Origin of the sequence: Chryseobacterium indologenes (assembly GCF_018362995.1) — a bacterium.
In the GTDB taxonomy this organism is placed as follows: Bacteria; Bacteroidota; Bacteroidia; order Flavobacteriales; family Weeksellaceae; genus Chryseobacterium; species Chryseobacterium indologenes_G.
The window spans coordinates 1,814,108-1,834,763 of record NZ_CP074372.1; the positions used below are offsets into that span (position 1 = coordinate 1,814,108).

General features: G+C 36.6%; 19 protein-coding genes and 1 pseudogene. 11 read left to right on the plus strand and 9 right to left on the minus strand.

Annotated features, from left to right (window positions below; all coding sequences use genetic code 11):
- The first annotated feature begins 58 nt into the window (after positions 1–58).
- Complete coding sequence (locus DYR29_RS08155; protein WP_213280066.1) at positions 59–1,261, plus strand: aminopeptidase C; 1,203 nt, start codon at positions 59–61, stop codon at positions 1,259–1,261.
- A gap of 230 nt (positions 1,262–1,491) precedes the next feature.
- Here the strand turns inward: DYR29_RS08155 and DYR29_RS08160 are convergent, their stop codons facing one another.
- On the minus strand, positions 1,492–2,553 hold the full coding sequence (locus DYR29_RS08160; protein WP_213280067.1) for an NADH:flavin oxidoreductase: 1,062 nt from the start codon (positions 2,551–2,553) through the stop codon (positions 1,492–1,494).
- A 165-nt stretch (positions 2,554–2,718) separates the two neighbouring features.
- Here DYR29_RS08160 and DYR29_RS08165 point away from each other — a divergent pair, with 165 nt between their 5' ends.
- Together DYR29_RS08165 and DYR29_RS08170 are read left to right on the plus strand one after the other, a co-directional pair.
- Positions 2,719–3,111 carry a winged helix-turn-helix transcriptional regulator gene (locus tag DYR29_RS08165; protein WP_213280068.1) on the plus strand — a complete coding sequence of 131 codons (393 nt, stop codon included), beginning with the start codon at positions 2,719–2,721 and terminating at the stop codon, positions 3,109–3,111.
- 108 nt (positions 3,112–3,219) lie between these two features.
- The gene (locus DYR29_RS08170; protein ID WP_213280069.1) at positions 3,220–3,636 is read left to right on the plus strand and encodes a carboxymuconolactone decarboxylase family protein; all 417 of its coding nucleotides are present in this window, start codon (positions 3,220–3,222) and stop codon (positions 3,634–3,636) included.
- A gap of 56 nt (positions 3,637–3,692) precedes the next feature.
- On the opposite strand, the gene DYR29_RS08175 is transcribed toward DYR29_RS08170, so the two are convergent.
- The gene (locus tag DYR29_RS08175; protein WP_213280070.1) at positions 3,693–6,125 is read right to left on the minus strand and encodes an alpha-ketoacid dehydrogenase subunit alpha/beta; all 2,433 of its coding nucleotides are present in this window, start codon (positions 6,123–6,125) and stop codon (positions 3,693–3,695) included.
- A gap of 138 nt (positions 6,126–6,263) precedes the next feature.
- Here DYR29_RS08175 and DYR29_RS08180 point away from each other — a divergent pair, with 138 nt between their 5' ends.
- Entirely contained in the window at positions 6,264–6,557 is a 294-nt protein-coding gene (locus DYR29_RS08180; RefSeq protein ID WP_047421833.1) for a hypothetical protein, read from the plus strand.
- 208 nt (positions 6,558–6,765) lie between these two features.
- Here DYR29_RS08180 and DYR29_RS08185 read toward each other — a convergent pair whose 3' ends face one another.
- The 7 genes from DYR29_RS08185 to queA form a co-directional block, all read right to left on the minus strand.
- A complete protein-coding gene (locus tag DYR29_RS08185) occupies positions 6,766–7,560 on the minus strand; it encodes a hypothetical protein (RefSeq protein WP_213280071.1) in 795 nt (264 codons plus the stop codon).
- Between the two features lie 257 nt (positions 7,561–7,817).
- On the minus strand, positions 7,818–8,795 hold the full coding sequence (locus tag DYR29_RS08190; protein ID WP_213280072.1) for a polyprenyl synthetase family protein: 978 nt from the start codon (positions 8,793–8,795) through the stop codon (positions 7,818–7,820).
- A gap of 72 nt (positions 8,796–8,867) precedes the next feature.
- The gene (locus tag DYR29_RS08195) at positions 8,868–9,776 is read right to left on the minus strand and encodes a hypothetical protein (protein WP_213280073.1); all 909 of its coding nucleotides are present in this window, start codon (positions 9,774–9,776) and stop codon (positions 8,868–8,870) included.
- Between the two features lie 352 nt (positions 9,777–10,128).
- Positions 10,129–11,079, minus strand: a complete 951-nt coding sequence (locus tag DYR29_RS08200) for a sterol desaturase family protein (RefSeq protein WP_047378207.1) — start codon at positions 11,077–11,079, stop codon at positions 10,129–10,131.
- A gap of 72 nt (positions 11,080–11,151) precedes the next feature.
- Positions 11,152–12,186: a 23S rRNA (adenine(2503)-C(2))-methyltransferase RlmN gene (gene rlmN, locus DYR29_RS08205; protein WP_213280074.1), complete on the minus strand. Its 1,035-nt coding sequence runs from the start codon at positions 12,184–12,186 to the stop codon at positions 11,152–11,154.
- A gap of 34 nt (positions 12,187–12,220) precedes the next feature.
- Positions 12,221–12,568, minus strand: a complete 348-nt coding sequence (locus DYR29_RS08210; RefSeq protein WP_213280075.1) for a four helix bundle protein — start codon at positions 12,566–12,568, stop codon at positions 12,221–12,223.
- A gap of 40 nt (positions 12,569–12,608) precedes the next feature.
- Positions 12,609–13,658, minus strand: coding sequence for a tRNA preQ1(34) S-adenosylmethionine ribosyltransferase-isomerase QueA (queA, locus tag DYR29_RS08215; protein WP_213280076.1), 1,050 nt, complete (start codon positions 13,656–13,658; stop codon positions 12,609–12,611).
- Positions 13,659–13,832: 174 nt separating this feature from the next.
- Between queA and DYR29_RS08220 the strand changes: the two genes are divergently transcribed.
- The 7 genes and pseudogenes from DYR29_RS08220 (at position 13,833) to DYR29_RS08250 (ending at position 20,651) form a co-directional block, all read left to right on the plus strand.
- Positions 13,833–14,528 carry a hypothetical protein gene (locus tag DYR29_RS08220; RefSeq protein WP_213280077.1) on the plus strand — a complete coding sequence of 232 codons (696 nt, stop codon included), beginning with the start codon at positions 13,833–13,835 and terminating at the stop codon, positions 14,526–14,528.
- A 34-nt stretch (positions 14,529–14,562) separates the two neighbouring features.
- Positions 14,563–15,255, plus strand: a complete 693-nt coding sequence (locus DYR29_RS08225) for an AIM24 family protein (protein WP_047421441.1) — start codon at positions 14,563–14,565, stop codon at positions 15,253–15,255.
- Between the two features lie 160 nt (positions 15,256–15,415).
- Positions 15,416–15,858 (plus strand): annotated as a pseudogene (locus tag DYR29_RS22820) (hypothetical protein); the annotation flags it as partial.
- 324 nt (positions 15,859–16,182) lie between these two features.
- Positions 16,183–16,845: a hypothetical protein gene (locus tag DYR29_RS22825; protein ID WP_249413675.1), complete on the plus strand. Its 663-nt coding sequence runs from the start codon at positions 16,183–16,185 to the stop codon at positions 16,843–16,845.
- A gap of 479 nt (positions 16,846–17,324) precedes the next feature.
- On the plus strand, positions 17,325–18,722 hold the full coding sequence (locus DYR29_RS08240) for a Gfo/Idh/MocA family protein (protein WP_213280080.1): 1,398 nt from the start codon (positions 17,325–17,327) through the stop codon (positions 18,720–18,722).
- A complete protein-coding gene (locus DYR29_RS08245; protein ID WP_213280081.1) occupies positions 18,712–19,626 on the plus strand; it encodes a nucleotidyltransferase family protein in 915 nt (304 codons plus the stop codon). Before DYR29_RS08240 ends, DYR29_RS08245 begins: the two co-directional genes overlap by 11 nt.
- Positions 19,617–20,651: a phosphotransferase enzyme family protein gene (locus DYR29_RS08250; RefSeq protein ID WP_213280082.1), complete on the plus strand. Its 1,035-nt coding sequence runs from the start codon at positions 19,617–19,619 to the stop codon at positions 20,649–20,651. The genes DYR29_RS08245 and DYR29_RS08250 overlap by 10 nt, the downstream gene beginning before the upstream one ends.
- The last annotated feature ends 5 nt before the right edge of the window (positions 20,652–20,656 follow it).

The window sequence follows — 20,656 nt, forward strand, 5'->3', positions numbered from 1 at the left end:
CTTCTGTAACAAATCTCTATTATCAACGACTCTTAATATAAATAATCTTTTTATAGTAATGAAAAATGCCAAAATTGCATCATTACTTTTTGTTTTGTCTGCAGGAAGTATGATGTTTGCCCAAGATGACTTAATCAACAAGTTAAAAAACAACCAATCACAAAATGCTAATTTTCAGTTCACAACGTTAAAGGACGTTGGAGCAACTTCTGTAAAGAACCAGGGTTCCTCAGGAACTTGCTGGAGCTACTCAGGAAATTCATTCCTTGAATCTGAAATGCAGAGAATGGGCAAAAAACCTGTAGATCTTGCCGAAATTTTTACAGCAAGAAACTCTTATCATGATAAAGCGAAATTATATGTTTTAAATAATGGAGCGATCAGTTGGGGTGACGGAGGAGAACTTCACGACGTAATCAATATGTACAAAAAGTATGGAGCTGTTCCTCAGGATGTGTATTCAGGGTTAAAAGCAGGACAAACTACCAATAACTTCAAGGAAATGCAGGGGAAACTAAAGCCGGTTCTTGACAGTCTTGTTCAAGCTTCTTCAAAAGGAAAACTGACGGATAACTGGATGGATTCTGTAGATGCTATTCTTGATGAATATTTAGGAAAAGTACCTGCTAGCTTTACGTATGAAGGGAAAAACTACACTCCGAAAACATTTGCAAAGGAAGTGGTAGGAATCAATCCTGAAGATTATGTAGAATTATCATCTTATAAAGATTATGCTTATTATGAGAAATTTGTAGTTCCGATTCCTGATAACTGGAGCCACGATTCTGACTGGAATGTACCGATGAAAGATCTTACAGCAATCATTGACAATGCTGTAAATAAGGGATATTCTGTAGGTTGGGCAACTGATGTTTCTGAACCTTATTTCTCTTACAAAAACGGTGTGGCTTATGTTCCTGATATGGATCTTGATCAGATTACTGCTGAGAACAAACAGACTTTGTTTACAGAGCCTAAAAAAGATAAAACGATCACTGAAGATATCCGCCAAAAAGCCCTTAATAATCTTTCTACAACGGATGACCACGGTATGCATATCGTAGGTCTGGCAAAAGACCAAACTGGTAAAGAATATTATATGGTGAAAAACTCATGGGGAATAACCAATGATTTTGCAGGATATATTTACGTAACAAGACCTTATGTTGAATATAAATCAACAGCAATTCTTGTTCACAAAAATGCAATCCCAAAAAGTATCTTAAAGCAATTGAAGCCAACCAAGAATATTGGTTTGTAAAGAAATCATTTCTGCCATTTAAAGGGCAGTTTTAGATATTTAAATCTGTTAAAAACCCGATCTCAGAAATTCTGAAATCGGGTTCTTTAATAAATAGGTGAAAATTAAATATAAAATAAAGTGAATTATGCTGATTTAATACCAGATTGAATTGTTAATTCTACTTCAAGAGTCAATAAATTATGCTGTTAAAAACTGACCACGAAGCGAATGCACCATTCATTTTGATATTAAAATAAAACGCTCATACTTTCTGCTGAAAAATCTAAAAGAGCTTCTGTATTCCCCTCTTTGATCTTCTTTACCCACTGATAATCCTGTAAAATCGCTCTTCCTACTGCAACAAGATCAAATTCCTCATTATCAAGTCTTCTGATTAATTCTGTAAGATCTTTTTTTTCTGTTCCCTGTCCTGCAAAAGCATTAAGAAAATCTCCATTTAAGCCTACAGAACCTACTGTAATGGTTGGTTGTCCGGTAATTTTTTTTGCCCATCCTGCAAAGTTTAAATCAGAACCTTCAAATTCCGGTTCCCAGAAACGACGTTGTGAACAGTGGAAAATATCTACACCTGCTTCTTTTAATGGTAATAACCAATCTTCCATTTCATTAGGAGTAAATGCCAGTCTGGTTTTATAATCTTGCTGCTTCCATTGTGAAAGACGAATGATAATGGTAAAGTCCTCTCCTACTGCCGCTCTGATTGCCTTCACGACATCAACTGCAAATCTGCTTCTTTCTTTTAATGTTTTACCACCATATTCATCTGTTCTTGTATTGGTAACTTCCCAGAAAAACTGATCGATAAGATATCCGTGGGCCCCATGAATTTCAATACAGTCGAAACCAAGGTCTTTTGCTGATTTTGCAGACGCTGCAAACTGTGCTATCGTATCCTGAATATCCTCAATGGTCATTGTGGAAGCTTTTTCCATTGGAACCAAAGGATAGTCTTCAGACATTCTTGTATCACCTACATGCCAGATCTGAGGTCCCATTTTACCTCCATTCTGATGTACAGTATCGATTACATTTTTCCATCCGTTCAAAGCTTCTGTTCCATAGAAATCCGGAATATTCTGCATATTTTTTGATCCCGGTCTGTTGATCACAGTTCCTTCGGAAAGAATTAATCCTACTTCTGAAGCCGCTCTTCTCCCATAATAGTCTGCGATGCTTTGTGTAGGAACTCCATTGTCAGATTGTGCTCTGGTCATAGGAGCCATTACGATTCTATTTTTAAGCTGTAAATTTTTGTATTGAAACGGTTTAAATAATGATGATGTGCTCATATTTAAATTTATATTTTATAATTGTTACACAAAGTAACTAATAATAGTTCACTTTTGTATCTTTTATTAAAAAAATAGTGGTAACTTCGCAGTAACTTACATTAGTAACATCAAAGTAACGTATGAAATTCCGGTTTCATATGGTATTAAAATAAAGATTTTCCTATGAAAAAGAATGAATTAATGCAATACAGCTGTCCTTTGGGTAAGGCTATGGCCGCTTTAGGAAGCAAATGGAAGCCTATTATAGTTCTTGTTATTAAAGACAGGAGGTTACGTTTTGGAGAACTGGCAGTACGCATTAATGTCATTTCCAGAAAGGTATTAACTGATCAGCTAAGGGAAATGGAAACCGATGGACTGGTTATCCGTAAGGAGTTTAAAGAACTTCCTCCACGCGTGGAATATTCTCTTACAGAAAAAGGATTGGCATTACTACCAATTTTATATTTACTGGAAGAATGGGAAGCGAAATATCAGGTAAAAGGATCACATGAAGATAAAGATTGCTCTTTTTTGAATGAAGATGTGAAAAATAAAAAGGCTGTCAATGTTTGATAGCCTTTTATATTAAATTGTACTTTCAAAAAGGTAAGTGTATAACCAAAAAGTAAGTATATAGGTTCTGAAATGTTTCTGATGCAAATTTGCAGAAAAATTTTCATTATGAATTACAAAGAAATTGCAAAAGAAACTATTGGAAATCTGTATAAAGCCCACAACAGCATTAGAAAATCCGGGATTGATGAAAAATTAATTGCACTCGTTGAACTTCGGGTTTCTCAAATTAATGGCTGTGCTTATTGCTGCAGCTATCATGCAAAAGAACTCTCTGATTTTGGCTTTGAACAGGATGTCATTAACAGACTTCCGGGCTGGAAACACACCAATGCCTTCGATAATCAACAAAAGCTTGTTTTAGAATGGGCTGAAGCTATCATATACAATAAAGATGATTGGCAAAATATCAAATCAAAGCTGATAGAGCAATTCACGGAAAGGGAATTTGTAGAACTTACAGCAAGTATAACCCTGATGAATACTTTGAATAAACTGAGGATTACCTTGGCTGAAAAGGACTAACAAACAAAAAACCGCTCCCAAAAGGAAGCGGTTTCAAAATTTATTTAAAATCCCAATTAGAATATCGCTGGATATTTCTGAGGATTTGTTTCATTAAACATTGCGTAGATTTTTTCTACCATATCGTCTGCAGACGGCTTACTGAAATAGTCACCATCACTTGCATACGCAGGTCTGTGATCGTTTGCTGCAATCGTTAACGGATCAGAATCCAGATATCTGAATGCTTTTTGCTTTTCAAGGATCTGTTGTAAGATGAATCCTGTAGTTCCTCCTTCCACATCTTCGTCAATCACGACTAATCTGTTTGTTTTCTTAACACTTTCAGCAATTTCGTGAGATAAATCGAAAGGAATCAACGACTGAATATCGATTACTTCTGCAGAAATCCCCAGTTTTTCCAATTCGTTAGCAGCTTCTGTTACAATTCTCCATGTAGAACCGTAAGTGACCAAAGTAACATCTTTTCCTTCTTTAGTTACTTCAATTTTCCCTACAGGAACTGTGAATTCTCCTAAGTTATCCGGTTGTTTCTCTTTTAATCTGTATCCGTTCAGACATTCTACGATGATCGCAGGTTCGTCGGCCTGAAGCATTGTATTATAGAATCCGGCAGCTTTTGTAAGGTTTCTAGGTACTAATACCAGAATTCCTTTTGAAAGGTTAAGAATACCAGCCATTGGAGAACCTGAATGCCAGATTCCTTCTAGTCTGTGACCTCTAGTTCTGATAATCAATGGAGCTTTCTGACCTCCTTTCGTTCTGTAATGTACGGTTGCCAGATCATCACTCATTCCTTGTAAACAGTAAAGAACGTAGTCTAAGTACTGGATTTCAGCGATTGGTCTTAAACCTCTCATTGCCATACCAATTCCCTGTCCAAGAATCGTTGCTTCACGGATTCCTGTATCAGCGATACGTAAAGCACCATATTTTTCCTGCATTCCTTCCAATCCCTGGTTTACGTCACCGATATTTCCGGTATCTTCACCAAAGATTAAGGTTTCAGGATATTTTTCAAAAATTTTGTCAAAGTTATTTCTGATAACTACTCTTCCATCAACATCTTCAGAACTGTCGGAATATACCGGCTTGATCTCCTTAATGTTTTCAGACTTCCACTCAGACTGAGAGTATAGGTGAGATGAATAGTTGTCTTTTTCTACTGCAGCAACTTCATTGTATTTCTGCATCAACTGATTTCTTTCTGCAGAATGGGTTCCTCTTGTTACCAGTAAAGCTTTTCTTACTAAATGGAAAATGTCCTTTTTAGCTTTTGAAACAAGCTTATTGAATTGAGAAATGTAGGTTTCCACTTCAGCATTCTGTCCTTTAAGGTTCTCTACTAAAGGTAAGATAGACTGAATAAGTTCTGAAACTGCTTTCTGATAGTTTTCCCAAGCCGTTTTCTGTCCGGATTTTGCAATCTTTTTTGCTTCTTCATCAATAGCTTCCAGCTCTTCAGCAGTAGCAATCACCTCTTCATTTCCATCAATTTCAATAGAATAGTTCAGAATCCATTCTTTGAATTTTGCCAATCCGTCATACTCAGCTTCCCAAGCCAGACGTTCTTCATTTTTATATCTTTCGTGAGATCCGGATGTAGAGTGCCCCTGAGGCTGAGTAACATCAATGACATGAACTACTACCGGTACACTTTCTGTTCTTGCAAAATGTTCTGCCTTAGCATATGCATCCAATAATGCAGGATAATCCCAAGCTTTCACCTGGATGATTTCACATCCCTGATTATCGCCTTCTTTTCTCTGGAAACCACTTAGCATCTCGCTGATGTCAGCTTTTGCTCTTTGATTTTTAGTAGGAACTGAAATTCCGTATCCATCATCCCAGATAGAAACAATCATAGGAACCTGAAGTGCACATGCTGCATTCAGAGTTTCCCAGAAGTGACCTTCTGCCGTAGAAGCATCCCCAATTGTCCCGAAAGCAATTTCGTTCCCTTCTCTTGAGAATTTTTCTGAACCTTCAAATTTTACACTTTTATAAATTGTAGAAGCCTGAGCCAATCCTAATAATCTTGGCATTTGTCCTGCTGTAGGAGAAATATCTGAAGAGATATTTTTCTGAGCTGTCAGATCTTTCCAGCTTCCGTCTTCATTTAAACTTCTTGTTGCGAAATGCCCGTTCATTTGTCTTCCGGCTGAAGCAGGCTCTCTTTCCACGCTTGTATCTGCATACATCTGTGCAAAGAAACTTTCTACTGTTAAGGCATCTATTGCCAATGCAAAAGTCTGATCCCTGTAATATCCTGAACGGAAGTCCCCATTTCTGAAAACTTTCGCCATAGCAAGCTGAGGAAGTTCTTTTCCATCCCCAAAAATTCCGAATTTAGCTTTTCCAGTGAGTACTTCTCTCCTTCCGAGATAAGACATTTCACGAGAGATCCTTCCTAACCTGTAGTCTTCAAGTATCTGATTTTTAAAATCTTGAAAGGATATTTGCTGTGTTTCAATATAGGTTGTTTGCATAGCTAAGTAAAAAAGTTTTTTAATCTTCAAGTATTTTGCTAATATACACTTTTTAAATTAATTTTAATTTTTAATAATCTTTTTTAAAAATTTGATAATAAAAAAAATTGTGCTTTATTTTGATAAAAATTGTAAATGATGGAAAAAAAGTCACCTCACATTTTGAATGCTTCCAGCAATCTTTTAGGATTTTCTTTAATCATTATTACCTCATTGAAAATTTCTAAGATCAGTCAGAGTACGTATTTGGACGAATTTGCAGGATTTGCCTGTATTCTTTTTGCCTGCAGCTGCTTCTTTTCTTTTCTGGCTATCAGAACGAAAATTGAAAAGCGCGAATCTACCTTTGAGGGTATTGCGGATTATTTATTTTTAATCGCTTTATTTTGTATAGTTCTAGCTGTTATTATTGTAACCCTGAAAATTATTTAATTTAAAATTTTCGCTCAATTCTATATTTCATGGTAATATATAAGGATAATCACAGGAAAATATGAGAACTTATTATTAAACTCTTTCTATTTTTAAACTGAAGCAATATCAGATTCTGAATATAAAAAAAGAAAGTGTTCTGTATATATTTCCAGTTTCCCGAAAACCTATACAAAACACTTTTGTTTTGATTAGAGTAAAGATAGAATTATATCTTCTGAACAGTTACATTGGTAACATTTCCACTTCCTGTAGATCCTGTTTCTGTTGCAATAATCGTAGCATTTTGATTGGGAGCTGCTGTAAAACGGATCTGATATCCTGCTGTGGGAGCTACCACTACGGTTGTATAGTTCATCAACTCACCTACCGTTCCTGAAGAAGCAACTGCATTATAATGGCTTCCTCTTCCCAGATAATTAGCATCCGGTACAGGTCTGATACCAATGAGCAACTGAGTATCTGCAGGCATATTGGTAAAACTTGCCTGTAACGTTATCAGATAATTCCCAGCCTGATTGAAGGTTAATACGCCAGTTCCTGCATTATAAGAGTAAAAGGGAGAAGTTGCTATCGGTGAAGCAAATAATAAAGTAGTAATTGTAGAAGAACTGATGTTCTGGTTAGCTGCTAAACGCGCATGAAACAGAGAATAAGCAGTGAAATCTATAGTCTTTAGTACTCCAGTAGCATCAGCTACAACAACTCTGTCAGTTCCTCCGATACCTATATTCGAATTAATATTACGGATACGGGCATTTCCGGATGCCACATCCAGCTTTTCACTTGGAGAGATTGTGCCTATCCCTACTTTAGCAGTAGAAGTTACGCTAAAATCATTATCCTGTTGAGCTACTGAAGGAGTTCCCGTAACAGGATTGTCTTTAGAACCGTCAATATGAAAAGTTGTCTGGGGATTTTGAGTGCCTATTCCCACTTGAGCATACGTGAGAAAGCCTGAACTGATAGCACACGCTACCATCATTGTCTGAATTTTTTTCATTATTTGTTGTTTTTTTGTAACGACAAATAAACAACAATTATATTGAAAACCAATGAATTATTAACAAACACTTTATTTGAGTTATGCAAAATATTAGTTTACAGTAATTTACTAATACAAAAAGAACAACCTAATCACAACTCATTGAATTATTGAGAGATAAGGCTATTTCATGTCCAATAATAAGAACTCAATAACCATGCAGGATTAAAGGAAATAAGAGAATAAAAACCGGGATTGATAAAAAAATATTTACATCAGAATTTTCTTTCAATTACATAATCAAGCATAATATGCAATGATTTTCTGGCTTCAGAATCCGGGAATTCGTCCAGAATATCTTTGGCTTTCTGCTGAAAATCTTTCATAACCGTAATAGCATATTCCAATCCGCCAGAGGTTTTGACGAACTCTATAAGCTCTTTTACACGTTTGGGATTGTTATTGTATCGTTTTATGGTATCGAAATAATACTTTCTGTCCTTCTCATCAGCTATTTTCAGGGTATGAATCAGAGGAAGGGTCATTTTCTGTTCTTTAATATCTATTCCTACCGGTTTTCCGATCACGTTTGAACTTAAATAATCGAAAAGATCATCTTTAATCTGAAATGCCATTCCTGTAAAGGTTCCAAAGTCCATCATCTTCTTAGCTAAAGCTTCATCTGCATTATTGGAAAGAACTCCTATTTCACAGCATGCTGCAATCAAAGTTGCTGTTTTCTGGCGGATAATCTCATAATAAACATCTTCAGTAATATCCAGCTTTCTGGCTTTTTCCAACTGAAGAAGTTCACCTTCTGACATTTCACGGATTGTTCTGGAGATAACTCCAAGCAAGTCATAATCTTTGTGGTCTGTAGATAATAATACCGATTTTGACAAAAGATAATCTCCTACCAAAACCGCAATCTTATTCTTCCACAAAGCATTGATTGAAAAGAAATTACGACGTTTAAAACTCTCATCCACCACATCATCATGTACAAGAGTTGCAGTATGAATCAGCTCGATCATAGAAGCACCACGATACGTCTTTTCTGTGACTTCGCCCACAAGTTTAGCACAAAGAAACACAAACATTGGGCGCATCTGCTTTCCTTTAGTGGTAACAATAAAACGGGTTACTTTATCTAATAAAGCTACTTTACTCTGCATTGATTCATAAAACTTCTGTTCAAAAAGTTTCATTTCATCATTGATCGGTTGTTTAATCTGTTCTACTGTATTTGCCACAATCTGCGAATGCTGGGTGAATAATTATTAATTCTCACAAAGATAATTTTTTTCGCTCAATTTTAAGACAAATTAATCTTTGAGTTGATCTTTCGGGATAAAATAAAAAGAGGGCTTTGTAGTTCCCAGTGGAGATTTAAATTTTTCCCCGGAAATATAAATTCCTGTTTCATCTACGCTTATCCCTTCAATCTGAGCTAATGAAAGAGCCGTTCCCAAATAATAGTGCTTAGGCTTTTGTTTGAAAAAAACTCCGGGCTCCGTCTCTGTAAAAACATCTAAAAAGACTTCCGTTTTCCTGGTATATCCCACCAAATAAAGCTTTTTATCAAAATAGGAAGCATCTGTAACGACAAAACCTGTTTTATAGGTTTCTGTTTTTTCTGCTTTTTGCAGTTCTGAAATTTCAGGATCTACAATATAATGTGACGTTGCTTTTGAAGCCCATTCTTTAGTGAAGATATGCAGTTTGCCATTCAGATAGATCATCGCTTCTGCATCAAAATTATTGCTGGTATTTTTAGAAGTAAATTCGGTTTGCTCAGGATAATAAAAAGAAATTGTGCTTCCATCTAAAGCTCTTTCTGAGCCAGGAATTTTAATGTTAACAGAAGTATCAAGACGTTCGTAAGGAACTTTATAGATCATCAGATCTTTTCTTGTTCCGGTATTGTTTCCAAAATCTCCGATATAAAAATTTTCACCGTCATTTGCCAAAGCTTCCCAATCATTATTAATCAAATTGGTTTTAAGTGTTCGGATGATTTCGCCATTATTTTTATCAATTTCAAAAAGTTCGGCTGGATTTCCACTATCGTTGAAAGTGTATAATTTTCCGTTTAAAATATCAAGTCCGGAAGTTTCTTCAATATTATCATTCAGATAATTAACCCTGTATTTTTTTATTTTCAGAAAGTCGGTCTGCTGGGAAAATGCAGATTGAGTAATGATGAGAGCAACAATCAGAAAGAATTTTTTCATATAGCAAAAATAGGACTTTATTCTGAGCTATTGAGTTTGAGTGTTTGAGAATAAGAGGGTTTAAGAGTGGGAACAAGATACGGGATTTTGAGATTCGTGTTTCGGGATGTGAGCTTGGGTGAAAGTATAGATTTGTACAGATGGACAAACTAAGCATTTAATCTATCAATCCACACACTTGTCATTCCGGAGGAATCTAAATATTGTATTTAATCTCTGGAAAAAAACTCTGGATTTTTAGATTGGAGAGTTTATGAGATTTGTTGTTTTTGCTCCTTCCATCTCCTAAAATAGAAGAACGAGCTAAAATAGCCCGTTCTTCATTAGATTTCTATTGATTTTAAAAACAAGTTTAGGCAGTTTTCTGCTCTTCCTGAGTTTGCTGTTGTTCTTTCTTTTTTGCCTGTTTTGCGAAGTATTCTTTCTGGTATTGTCTTACCGTTTTTCCGGTTCCGTCATGTCTCCATCCCGGTGAGTTGAAGATATAATTAATTCTGTCGGTGAATTTTAATCCGGGTTGTTTAAGATCTTTCCAGATTTTTCTCCATTCATAAAAAAGGACTGTATCTGGTCTGTTGTCCGGCATTTTAGGATAGATTCCATATTTTACAGGAATATTGGGGTCTTCTTTTTGGAATGTTCCAAATATTTTATCCCAGATGATTAGGCACATTCCCATGTTCTTATCCAAATATTTTACATTACATGCATGATGAACACGGTGATGGGAAGGAGTGACAAGAATATATTCTAAAAATCCCATACTCTTCACAGTCTGTGTATGAACCCAGGTTCCATATACCTGACCAATGGCGTAAGCTACCATAATATGCCACGGATTGAATCCTAAAAATGCAAGAGGCGAAAAATATAAATATCTGTATAGCGGTTGCAACACAGGGCTTCTGAATCCCGTTGTAAGGTTAAAGTATTCTGAACTGTGGTGTGTAATATGTACTGCCCAGAATGCCCTGGAACGATGATCAACATAATGCAGTACGTAATAGGCAAAATCTGTGATGATAAAACAAGCCAGCAGATACCATACACTAAGATCCCATGAGAAAAGTCTGTGATTGTAGAAGAAAAACATAACGCCCATGGCAAATGCTTTCATAATAAGGTCCAGACCAAAGTTCATCAATGCAAGATAAACATTGGTAGCAAGATCTTTCCCACTATATAGCTTAGCTTCTGAAACGTGGCTGTAAATCATTTCAGCTAAAATAACGGTTGCATGCAGCGGGATAGCCCATGCATACACATTTTCCAGCCCATCCTCGCTCATAAGAAAATCCATCATCACAAAATAATTTGTGCAAAGGTAGGGTTTTAACTTTTTTTTAAGGAAGTTTTGATTTTTTTTAAGGAAATTTTAATCCGTTGCTTTGTTGGCCAATTGCCCGCAAGCCGCATCAATATCACCTCCACGGCTTCTTCTGACCATTACGATAATACCTGCATTTTCAAGCTGACGGATATAGTTTTCTTCCGCCTGTTTGTTACATTGGTCATACTTCCCATCACCAATCGGGTTGTATTGAATAAGGTTTACTTTTGAAGGAACCTGTTTACAGTATTTGATTAAAGCTTTAATATCCTCATCTTCGTCATTGATTCCTTTCCATACGCAATATTCAAAAGTAATGACAGAACCTGTCTTTTGATACCAGTACTGAAGGGATTCCATAATATCTGTCAACGGAAATTTATCCGAGAAAGGCATGATCTCGTTACGCTTGGATTCGATAGCAGAGTGAAGGGATAAAGCCAGTTTCACACGCAGTTCGTCATCGGCAAGCATTTTGATCATCTTTGGAATACCGGATGTAGAAACAGTGATTCTTCTTGGAGACATTCCCAATCCTTCCGGCTGGGTAATTTTTCTGATGGCTTCCACTACGTTTTTGTAATTCATCATCGGCTCTCCCATTCCCATAAATACGATGTTGGAAAGCGGTCTCTCGAAGTACATTCTGCTCTGGCTGTCAATCAGGGCTACCTGATCTACAATTTCAGCTACTTCAAGGTTTCTCATCCTTTTCAGTTTTGCTGTAGCACAGAACTCGCAGTTTAGTGAGCATCCTACCTGCGAAGATACACAGGCTGTGGTTCTTGTTTCTGTAGGAATAAGAACAGATTCCACCATCAGACCGTCATGAAGCTTCACGCCGTTTTTGATGGTTCCGTCAGTACTTTTTTGAAGAAGGTCTACGGAAACAGGATTAATTGTATATTCTTCGGAAATTTTTTCACGAAGAGATTTCGAAAGATTCGTCATTTCATCTATCGAATGGAGGTTTTTACTCCATAGCCAGTCATAGACCTGTTTCGCACGAAACGGTTTTTCTCCTAAAGACTCAAAGTAATCTTTAAGCTGGTCCAGTGATAATATACGGATATCTTTCATAATATTAAAGAGCCAAGTTAAAAGTAAAAAGTTTTTAAAGTTTAGTATTGTTAACTATTGCGGCCAAAATGTTTTTCAACTCGTTACTCTCATTCAATAAAGTTTTAAATTCTTCAGAATCGTAACCATCTAATTCTTCTAAAACCCGAAGCCAAAAATTACTTTCCCTAGCTTCTCTTAAAGCAATCTTTACTTTATTTTTAAAATCGGCTTTAGAAGATCCAGCTTGGGACTCTTCATAATTAGCACCTATTGAAGTAGCAGATTTTCCAAGTTGAAACCTTATTAATTTACTTTCCGAATCATTTGGAAGTGTTCTTAAAAATTTAAGACAATTAACTCCGAATGTAAAAGTTCTTAAAAGTAAATCATTTTGTCTCATGTATACTTGTATTACTTTTAACTTGGCTCTTTTTACTTTTTTATAGAATTAACATTGCATCACCGTAAGAATAGAATTTATACTTTTCTTTTACGGCTTCTTCATAAGCATGCATTACGAAATCTTTTCCGGCAAATGCTGCAATCATCATAAGCAATGTAGACTTCGGTGTGTGGAAGTTTGTGATCATGGAAGTAGCTACTCCAAAATCGTGAGGCGGATAAATGAATTTATTGGTCCATCCGTTGAAAGCAGAGATCTTTTTGTTTGAAGAAACAGAAGTTTCCAATGCTCTCATTGTTGTAGTACCTACCGCACAAACTCTTCTGTGAGATTCTACTGCTCTGTTGATAAGCTCAGCATTTTTTTCATCGATGATGATCTCTTCAGATTCCATTTTGTGCTTAGAAAGATCTTCTACCTCAATTGGGTTGAATGTTCCTAATCCTACGTGAAGGGTAACTTCAGCAAAATTGATTCCTTTGATCTCTAATCTCTTCATCAAGTGCTTAGAGAAGTGAAGACCTGCTGTAGGTGCAGCAACAGCTCCCTCTACTTTAGCATAAATCGTCTGATATCTTTCTGCATCTTCCGGTTCTACTGCTCTTTTGATATACTTTGGAAGTGGAGTTTCTCCCAATTCTTTTAATTTTGTTCTGAATTCGTCGTAAGAACCGTCGAATAAGAATCTCAAAGTTCTTCCTCTTGAAGTAGTGTTATCAATAACTTCCGCTACTAAAGATTCATCTTCAGTGAAGAATAATTTGTTACCAATTCTGATTTTTCTTGCCGGGTCTACCAACACATCCCAAACTCTGGTTTCTTTATCAAGTTCTCTTAATAAGAAAACTTCAATTTTAGCACCTGTTTTTTCTTTATTTCCGTAAAGACGTGCAGGGAAAACCTTAGTATTGTTGAAGATAAACAAATCATCCTCATCAAAATAATCCACTACATCCTTGAATAATTTGTGCTCGATAGTTTGTGTTTTTCTATCAAGTACCATTAATCTAGCTTCGTCTCTGTGCTCTGATGGGTGTTCTGCTAATAATTCCGCAGGAAGATCAAAATTAAAATCTGATGTTTTCATTTTTTAAATTACGGTTTAAAAATTATTGTAATTACAAGGTGTAATTTTCGGAGTGCAAATATACGACATTGAATACCCCTTTGTCAAGTATTATTTACAATGAAATACAAAACCGTGATTTTACGGGGATTTTTAAGCTTAAAAAATTCTATTTTTGGAAAAATTAAATTCAGCATGGGGCCAATAAGCAAAATCTACTTCCTTAATAATCCGTATCCTAACGGTCATAAAATCGTTACATTCAATTGGAGCGGGCGAATTGATGAATATGGATTTATCTGGTTTGATTTTCATTTAAAAACTGAAAATTATTATGCAAATGATGACGAAAATGATGAGGAAGAAGATGAAGATCTGCCTGACTGGAACTCCAAAATCGTATGGGGAAATTATCATACCTGTACACTCTCGTCAAATTATTGGGGTGAACAGAGAGGGATCAGAATTAATAACCTTGATGAAAAACTGGACTTCGACACCGTTATTAAAAATGATCTTTTCAGCAATGATCTTCCGTCTAAACATCATTTTGATGACGATGATCTTGCCTTCAGTATTTATCTGCTGGGGCATGACAGCTGTGCCGGACACCAGATCAGTTTTTCAAAAAAAGATAATAATCGGTATGATATTATATGGACCGGCAAAATAGCATTGACCTATGCGGGGGATGATGAGTTTTCCCATGATTTCAAAGCAGAGATTTTCAATGTTGAATTTGAAGGTTTCCATTATCCTAAAACCTGGTCACCAGAAAAAGCAACCGAAATGTTCAGAGCCAGGCTTGCTAATTTTGAAGAGTATGAATTTGTGGATCTTAATCCTAAAAGTAACAAAAGGGAATATAAACTCGACAAACTAAAACAATAACACTATAAAAACAACAAATTAAAAAATTATCATGATGAGCAAATATTCAATTGAAGCATTTATCAACGAAACAAAAGAGAATCCACAGCAAAGAGACTATTTTGAGCTGGAAACCAAACATCTTCTGGAAATCAACCTTAATAATCAGGCGGTATGGACCAAAAAAGGAAGTATGGTAAGCTATGTGGGAAATATCAATTTTGAAAGACAGGGAATGCTGGCGGGAGGAATTGGAAACCTTCTTAAAAAAGCAATCAGTGGTGAAGGAAGTAAGCTTATGAAAGCGGAAGGAACCGGAAAATTGTATGTAGCAGATTCCGGGAAGAAAGTACGTATCCTTTATCTGAATAATGAATCCGTATGTGTAAACGGAAATGATGTTCTTGCTCATGAACAAACTGTAAACAGTGATATTACCATGCTTAAGAGTATTGCAGGAATGATGTCCGGCGGACTTTTCCAGGTGAAACTTTCAGGAACGGGACATATTGCGATTACCACTCACGGAGATCCGTTGACTTTACTGGTAACTCCTGATACACCTGTTTTCACAGATCCTAATGCTACTGTTGCATGGTCCGGAAATCTGAGCCCGGAACTGAAAACAAATGTTTCTTTTAAAAGCCTTATCGGAAGAGGAAGCGGCGAAGAGTTTCAGATGAAGTTTTCAGGACACGGATGGGTATTGATTCAACCTTATGAAGAGGTTTATTATATGGAAAAATAAAGTCCGTAAATCTTAGAGGTAATTTTGTATTTTCGTGGTAATTAAAGCAATAGCAATGAATACTATTATAAAGCTATTTTTTCTGACCGTTATAATTCCTAATATAATTATAGCCCAAAAATCAAAGAATAATTACGAATACAATATAGATCTTCTTCATATGTCCAATGATGAAGTCCGGGTTTCTTTTGCTCCTCCAAGGAACAGTCTTCAACAGGGTAAGTTTATTATCCCCAAGCTGGTTCCCGGATTTTATCAGGCTATGAATTTTGGACAATATGTTTCAAATTTTACAGCCACCGACAAGAATGGAAAAAAATACTGACCGAAAGGCTGGATAAAAACAGCTGGCTGGTGCATGATCTTAAACATGTACATAAAATATCCTATAAGGTAGCTGACGGTTGGGATTCTTTGAAAAACGATACCCAGGAAGCCAAATCTCCGGGAAGCATGTTTATAAAAGACAGTATTTTCGTTATCAACTATAATTCTTTAGTAGGATTTTTTGAAGAAATGAAAGATATTCCTTATCAGATCAATATTACAAAAAACAAGGATTTTTATGCTTCTTCAGCCCTGGATTATAAACAGAAAAATAAGAATACTGACATGGTCTGGGCTAAAGATTACCGGCAATTGGTAGATTCTCCTGTTTTATATTGTGTTCCTGATACAACATGGCTGAAAATAGGTCATACCGAAGTTCTTGTCTCATTCTATAACAACAAAGAAAGGCATTATTCAAAAACAATAGCCCGTGAAATAGAGAATATTCTGAAAAACCAGCAAGCCTATCTGGGAGGAACATTACCGGTAAATAAATATGCTTTTCTGATCTACTATGAATCTTCAAATGAGAAAGGATTTCTTGGAGATGGCCTGGAACACTCCCACTCTACAGTCTGTCTGTACCGCTCGGGAAGTATGAAGTTTCTTCCAAATGCTTTAAACAGAGTGGCTTCCCATGAGTTTTTCCATATTGTTACCCCTCTCAACATCCATTCAGGAGAAATTCAGCATTATGATTTCCTGAATCCTGTTATGTCTAAACATCTTTGGCTGTATGAGGGAATGACAGAATATGCTACGATTCATATGCCTGTCAAACAAAAAATGATCAGTCTGGAAGATTTTGAAAAGAGCCTGGAAGAAAAGATACATGGCATGAAAGAGTTTGACAATAAATTTTCTCTTACAGAACTGAGTAAAAATTCCATGGAAAGACAGGATCAGTATATGAATTTTTATCAGAAAGGAGCATTAGTAGGGTTATGCTTAGACATCAGATTGAGAGAGCTTTCTGGCGGTAAAATGGGAACTCAGGATCTGATGCAGCTACTTATGAAAAAATATGGTGAAGGGAAATACTTCAACGATGATGATCTGTTTGATGAAATTACCAAAATAACCTATCCGGAAATACGTACATTTTTCAGGGATTTTGTAGAAGGTACCCAGCCCATTCCTTTAAAAGAATATCTTGAAAAAGCTGGTTTCAACTATGATGAAGCCACCGGAAAAGTAACTACCTTCCCCAACCCGGATTCAAAACAACAGGCTTTAAGAAAGGCGTGGATTAATCAGTAGGTTTTTAGGTGAAAGGGCAAAAGGATGAAATTGCGGAGAAGTCTCCAGAGTTTTTTCCCAAAGATTAAGTATAATATCTAGATTCCTACGGAATGACAAAGTGTATGGATAGATAGATTAAGTACTTAGTTTGTCCATTCCGCAGGAATCTAAACTCTTATAATCCCAAACAAAACCCTAACTCGCAAGCTATCCCACTCAACAACCCGAAACTCGAAACCCGCCCCTTCATCCCAAAGGCTAAAATAAAATATCTCTATTCCTACGGAATGACAAAGTGAGCGGATACATAAAGTGTTTAGGTTGTCCATTCCGTAGGAATCTATTCTCTTACAATTTCAACGCTCTTACTCACAAACACTCTTACTCTAAAACCTTCTAACTCGCACCCGCACCCCGCAACTCATAAACCCTCCCACTTAATATCTCTCACGCCATCGGGATTTACAAAAGTTTTAATATATTTAGGAAAAAAATAGATGGACAATAGTAATTCGCGCAGGAACTTTCTTAAGACGGCAGCTTTGGCAAGCTTTGGAGCATTGGTTTTACCCAATTCATTATTTGCCTATTCCAATGATTTTAAAACAGATAAAAAAGTCCGCGTCGGCTTCATCGGTGTTGGTCTTCGTGGGCAGGAACATGTAAAATTACTGGCAAAACGTAATGATGTAGAGATTGTAGCGTTTGCAGATCCGGAGAAAAAAATGCTTGCAGCCTCTCAAAAAATATTAAAAGACAATAATAAACCGGCTGCTCAGGAGTTTTCTAATGGTGAATATGACTATCGAAATCTTTTAAAATTAAAAACAATAGATGCTGTTGTCATTGCAACTCCATGGGAATGGCACCTTACACAGGGCGTGGAAGCAATGCGTGCAAAGAAAATCGTGGGTATGGAAGTTTCCGGAGCCATAAAGCTTCAGGATTGCTGGGAATTTGTAAAAGTTTATGAGGAAACGAAAGTTCCCATCTTTATGATGGAGAATGTGTGCTACCGAAGAGATATCATGGCCATTCTGAATATGGTCCGTAAAGGCATGTTTGGAGAACTGGTACACGGAAGAGGCGGTTATCAGCATGATCTGAGAGGCGTACTTTTCAATGACGGAGTTAATCCTTATAATTCAGGGGCAGAGTTTGGAGAGAAAGGATTCAGTGAGGCAAAATGGAGAACTGAACATTATGTAAAGCGTAACGGAGAACTTTATCCTACGCATGGATTAGGCCCGGTAGCAGTAATGATGGATATCAACAGAGGAAACCGCTTAACAAGACTATCTTCATTCTCTTCAAAATCCGTAGGACTTCACAAATACATTGTTGAACATCCAAAAGGCGGAGAGAACCATCCCAGTGCAAAAGTAAAATTCAACCAGGGAGATATTGTAACTACTCAGATTGCCTGTGCTAATGGAGAAACCATTCTCCTTACTCATGATACAAGCTTACAGAGACCTTATGATCTTGGCTTCAGAGTTCAGGGAACTGAAGGATTGTGGCAGGATTTCGGATGGGGAGATTTCAACCAGGGACATATTTATTTTGAAAAAACAATGAACCATACCCACCGTTGGGACAATACTGAAAAATGGATGAAAGAACACGATCATCCGATGTGGAAAAAGTTTGAAACTACTGCTGCAGGAGCTGGCCATGGCGGAATGGATTTCTTTGTGATGAATACTTTTATTGAATGTATCAAGCGAAATATAGAATTCCCGATGGATGTGTATGACCTTGCATTGTGGTATTCGATTACGCCATTGAGTGAAGAGTCTATTGCCAAAGGTGGTCAGGTAGTTGACATTCCTGATTTCACCAATGGAAAATGGAAAACCCGTAAACCTGTATTTGGAATGACCGATGAGTTCTAAAAAGACACTGCTCATATTAGCTGGCGGATTAGGCAGCAGATACAAAGGCCTTAAACAGGTGGATGGAATACTTGATAACGGCTCCCCGATTCTGGAGTATTCTATCTTTGATGCTCTGGAAGCCGGTTTCCAAAAAGTGGTCATTGTTGTCAACAAACTGATTCCTCAAAGTTATATTGATAGGCTCAACAATATCTCAGAAACTAAAAATTTTGAGCTGCATTGGGTGTATCAGGAGATTGACACTATTCCCATTTCACTTCAGGGTTTTGATTATCCAGATCGTGAAAAACCATGGGGAACTGCTCATGCCGTACTTTGTGCCAAATATTCAATCCAGGAACCGTTTGTGATGATCAATGCGGATGATTTTTACGGAAAGGAAGCGTATCAGTTGGCTGCACATGAAATTAACCATCATCACATTTCAGATTCACAATTGGGAATGATTGCTTATCCTGTAGGGACAACATTGAGTGGTAATGGAGCCGTAGCCAGAGGAATATGTACACTTGATCCGGAAAACTATCTCATCAAGGTTGAAGAGCAGACTTCCATTCAAAGAATAAATAACTCTATTGTTTATATTAAAAATGGCGAAAATGTAAAATTAGATCCCGATAGTTTGGTGTCTATGAACTTCTTTATTTTCCATCCTCATATTTTCTGTTATCTGGAAGCTTATTTTTATGACTTTATCGAGTCTGACCCACTGCCTGCTCAGGAGTTTTATATTCCTTCTGCCGTACAGAGAATGATAGATGAAAACAGAGTACAGGTAAAGGTAAAAGCATCTCCGTCACAATGGATGGGTGTCACGTATGCAGATGATAAAAAGGAAATTAAAGATTTTCTGACATCGGAAATTAAAAACAACAGATATCCGGAAAATTTATGGAGCTAAACGATATTGTCATTCAATTTATTGGTACAGATAATTACGATCTCACTCCTATTACTGACGGACTGATCAATACAACCTATCTGTTGGAAAATAAGGATCAGGGAAAGAAATTTATCTTACAAAAAATCAACAATCATGTCTTCAAACGGCCGGAAGCCATCGTCAGCAATCATTTAATAATTAATGAACTTCTGAAGTCAAATGACTATCAGTTTCAAATCATAGAACCTATTCCATCCCTTACCAATGAACTTTTGGTGAAAGATGCCAATGATGATCCATGGCGCATGTTGAGTTTCGTAGAAAACAGTACTACTTTTCTTACCGCTCCCTCATTGCAGACGGCTTTTGAAGCAGCCAAGACCTTCAGTTATTTCCTCACCACTGTAAATACTGAAAAACTGCCTGCGATTGAAGATACACTTCCTAATTTTCTCAATTTTGAGAAAAGAGTTACAGATTATAAAAACTCATTAAAGAATGCAGCTCCTTATTTAAAAGAAAATGCAAAAGCTGAAATAGAAATCACCAACCAGCTTCTGTCTTTACCTGATCGATGGATCGAAATGGAAAAAAGTAATCAGATTCCTAAAAGAATCATCCATGCAGATGTAAAAATCAGTAACATTCTGTTTGATCAAAATCATCGTCCATTAGCGGTTATTGATCTGGATACGATGATGATTTCTACTATTTTGTATGATTTTGGAACAATGATCCAGTCTTATACTAATACAACGAATGAAGATGATGGGAGTGCCCAAAATAATTTCAACCCTGAAATGTATAAGGTTGTAAAAGAAGGATTCTTATTTTATCTGAAGGAAAAACTGACCCCGGAAGAATCCGATAATCTCGATTATGCTGCACAGGTCGCCATTTATATTCAGGAGCTTCGTTTTTTAACCGATTACCTGAACGGAAGTATTTATTATTCTACGAAATATCCCGAGCATAATTTAGACAGAACTAAAAACCAGCTGGAGCTGCTGAAAGGACTGAGAGCATATTTGGGAAGTGAATGATTTTT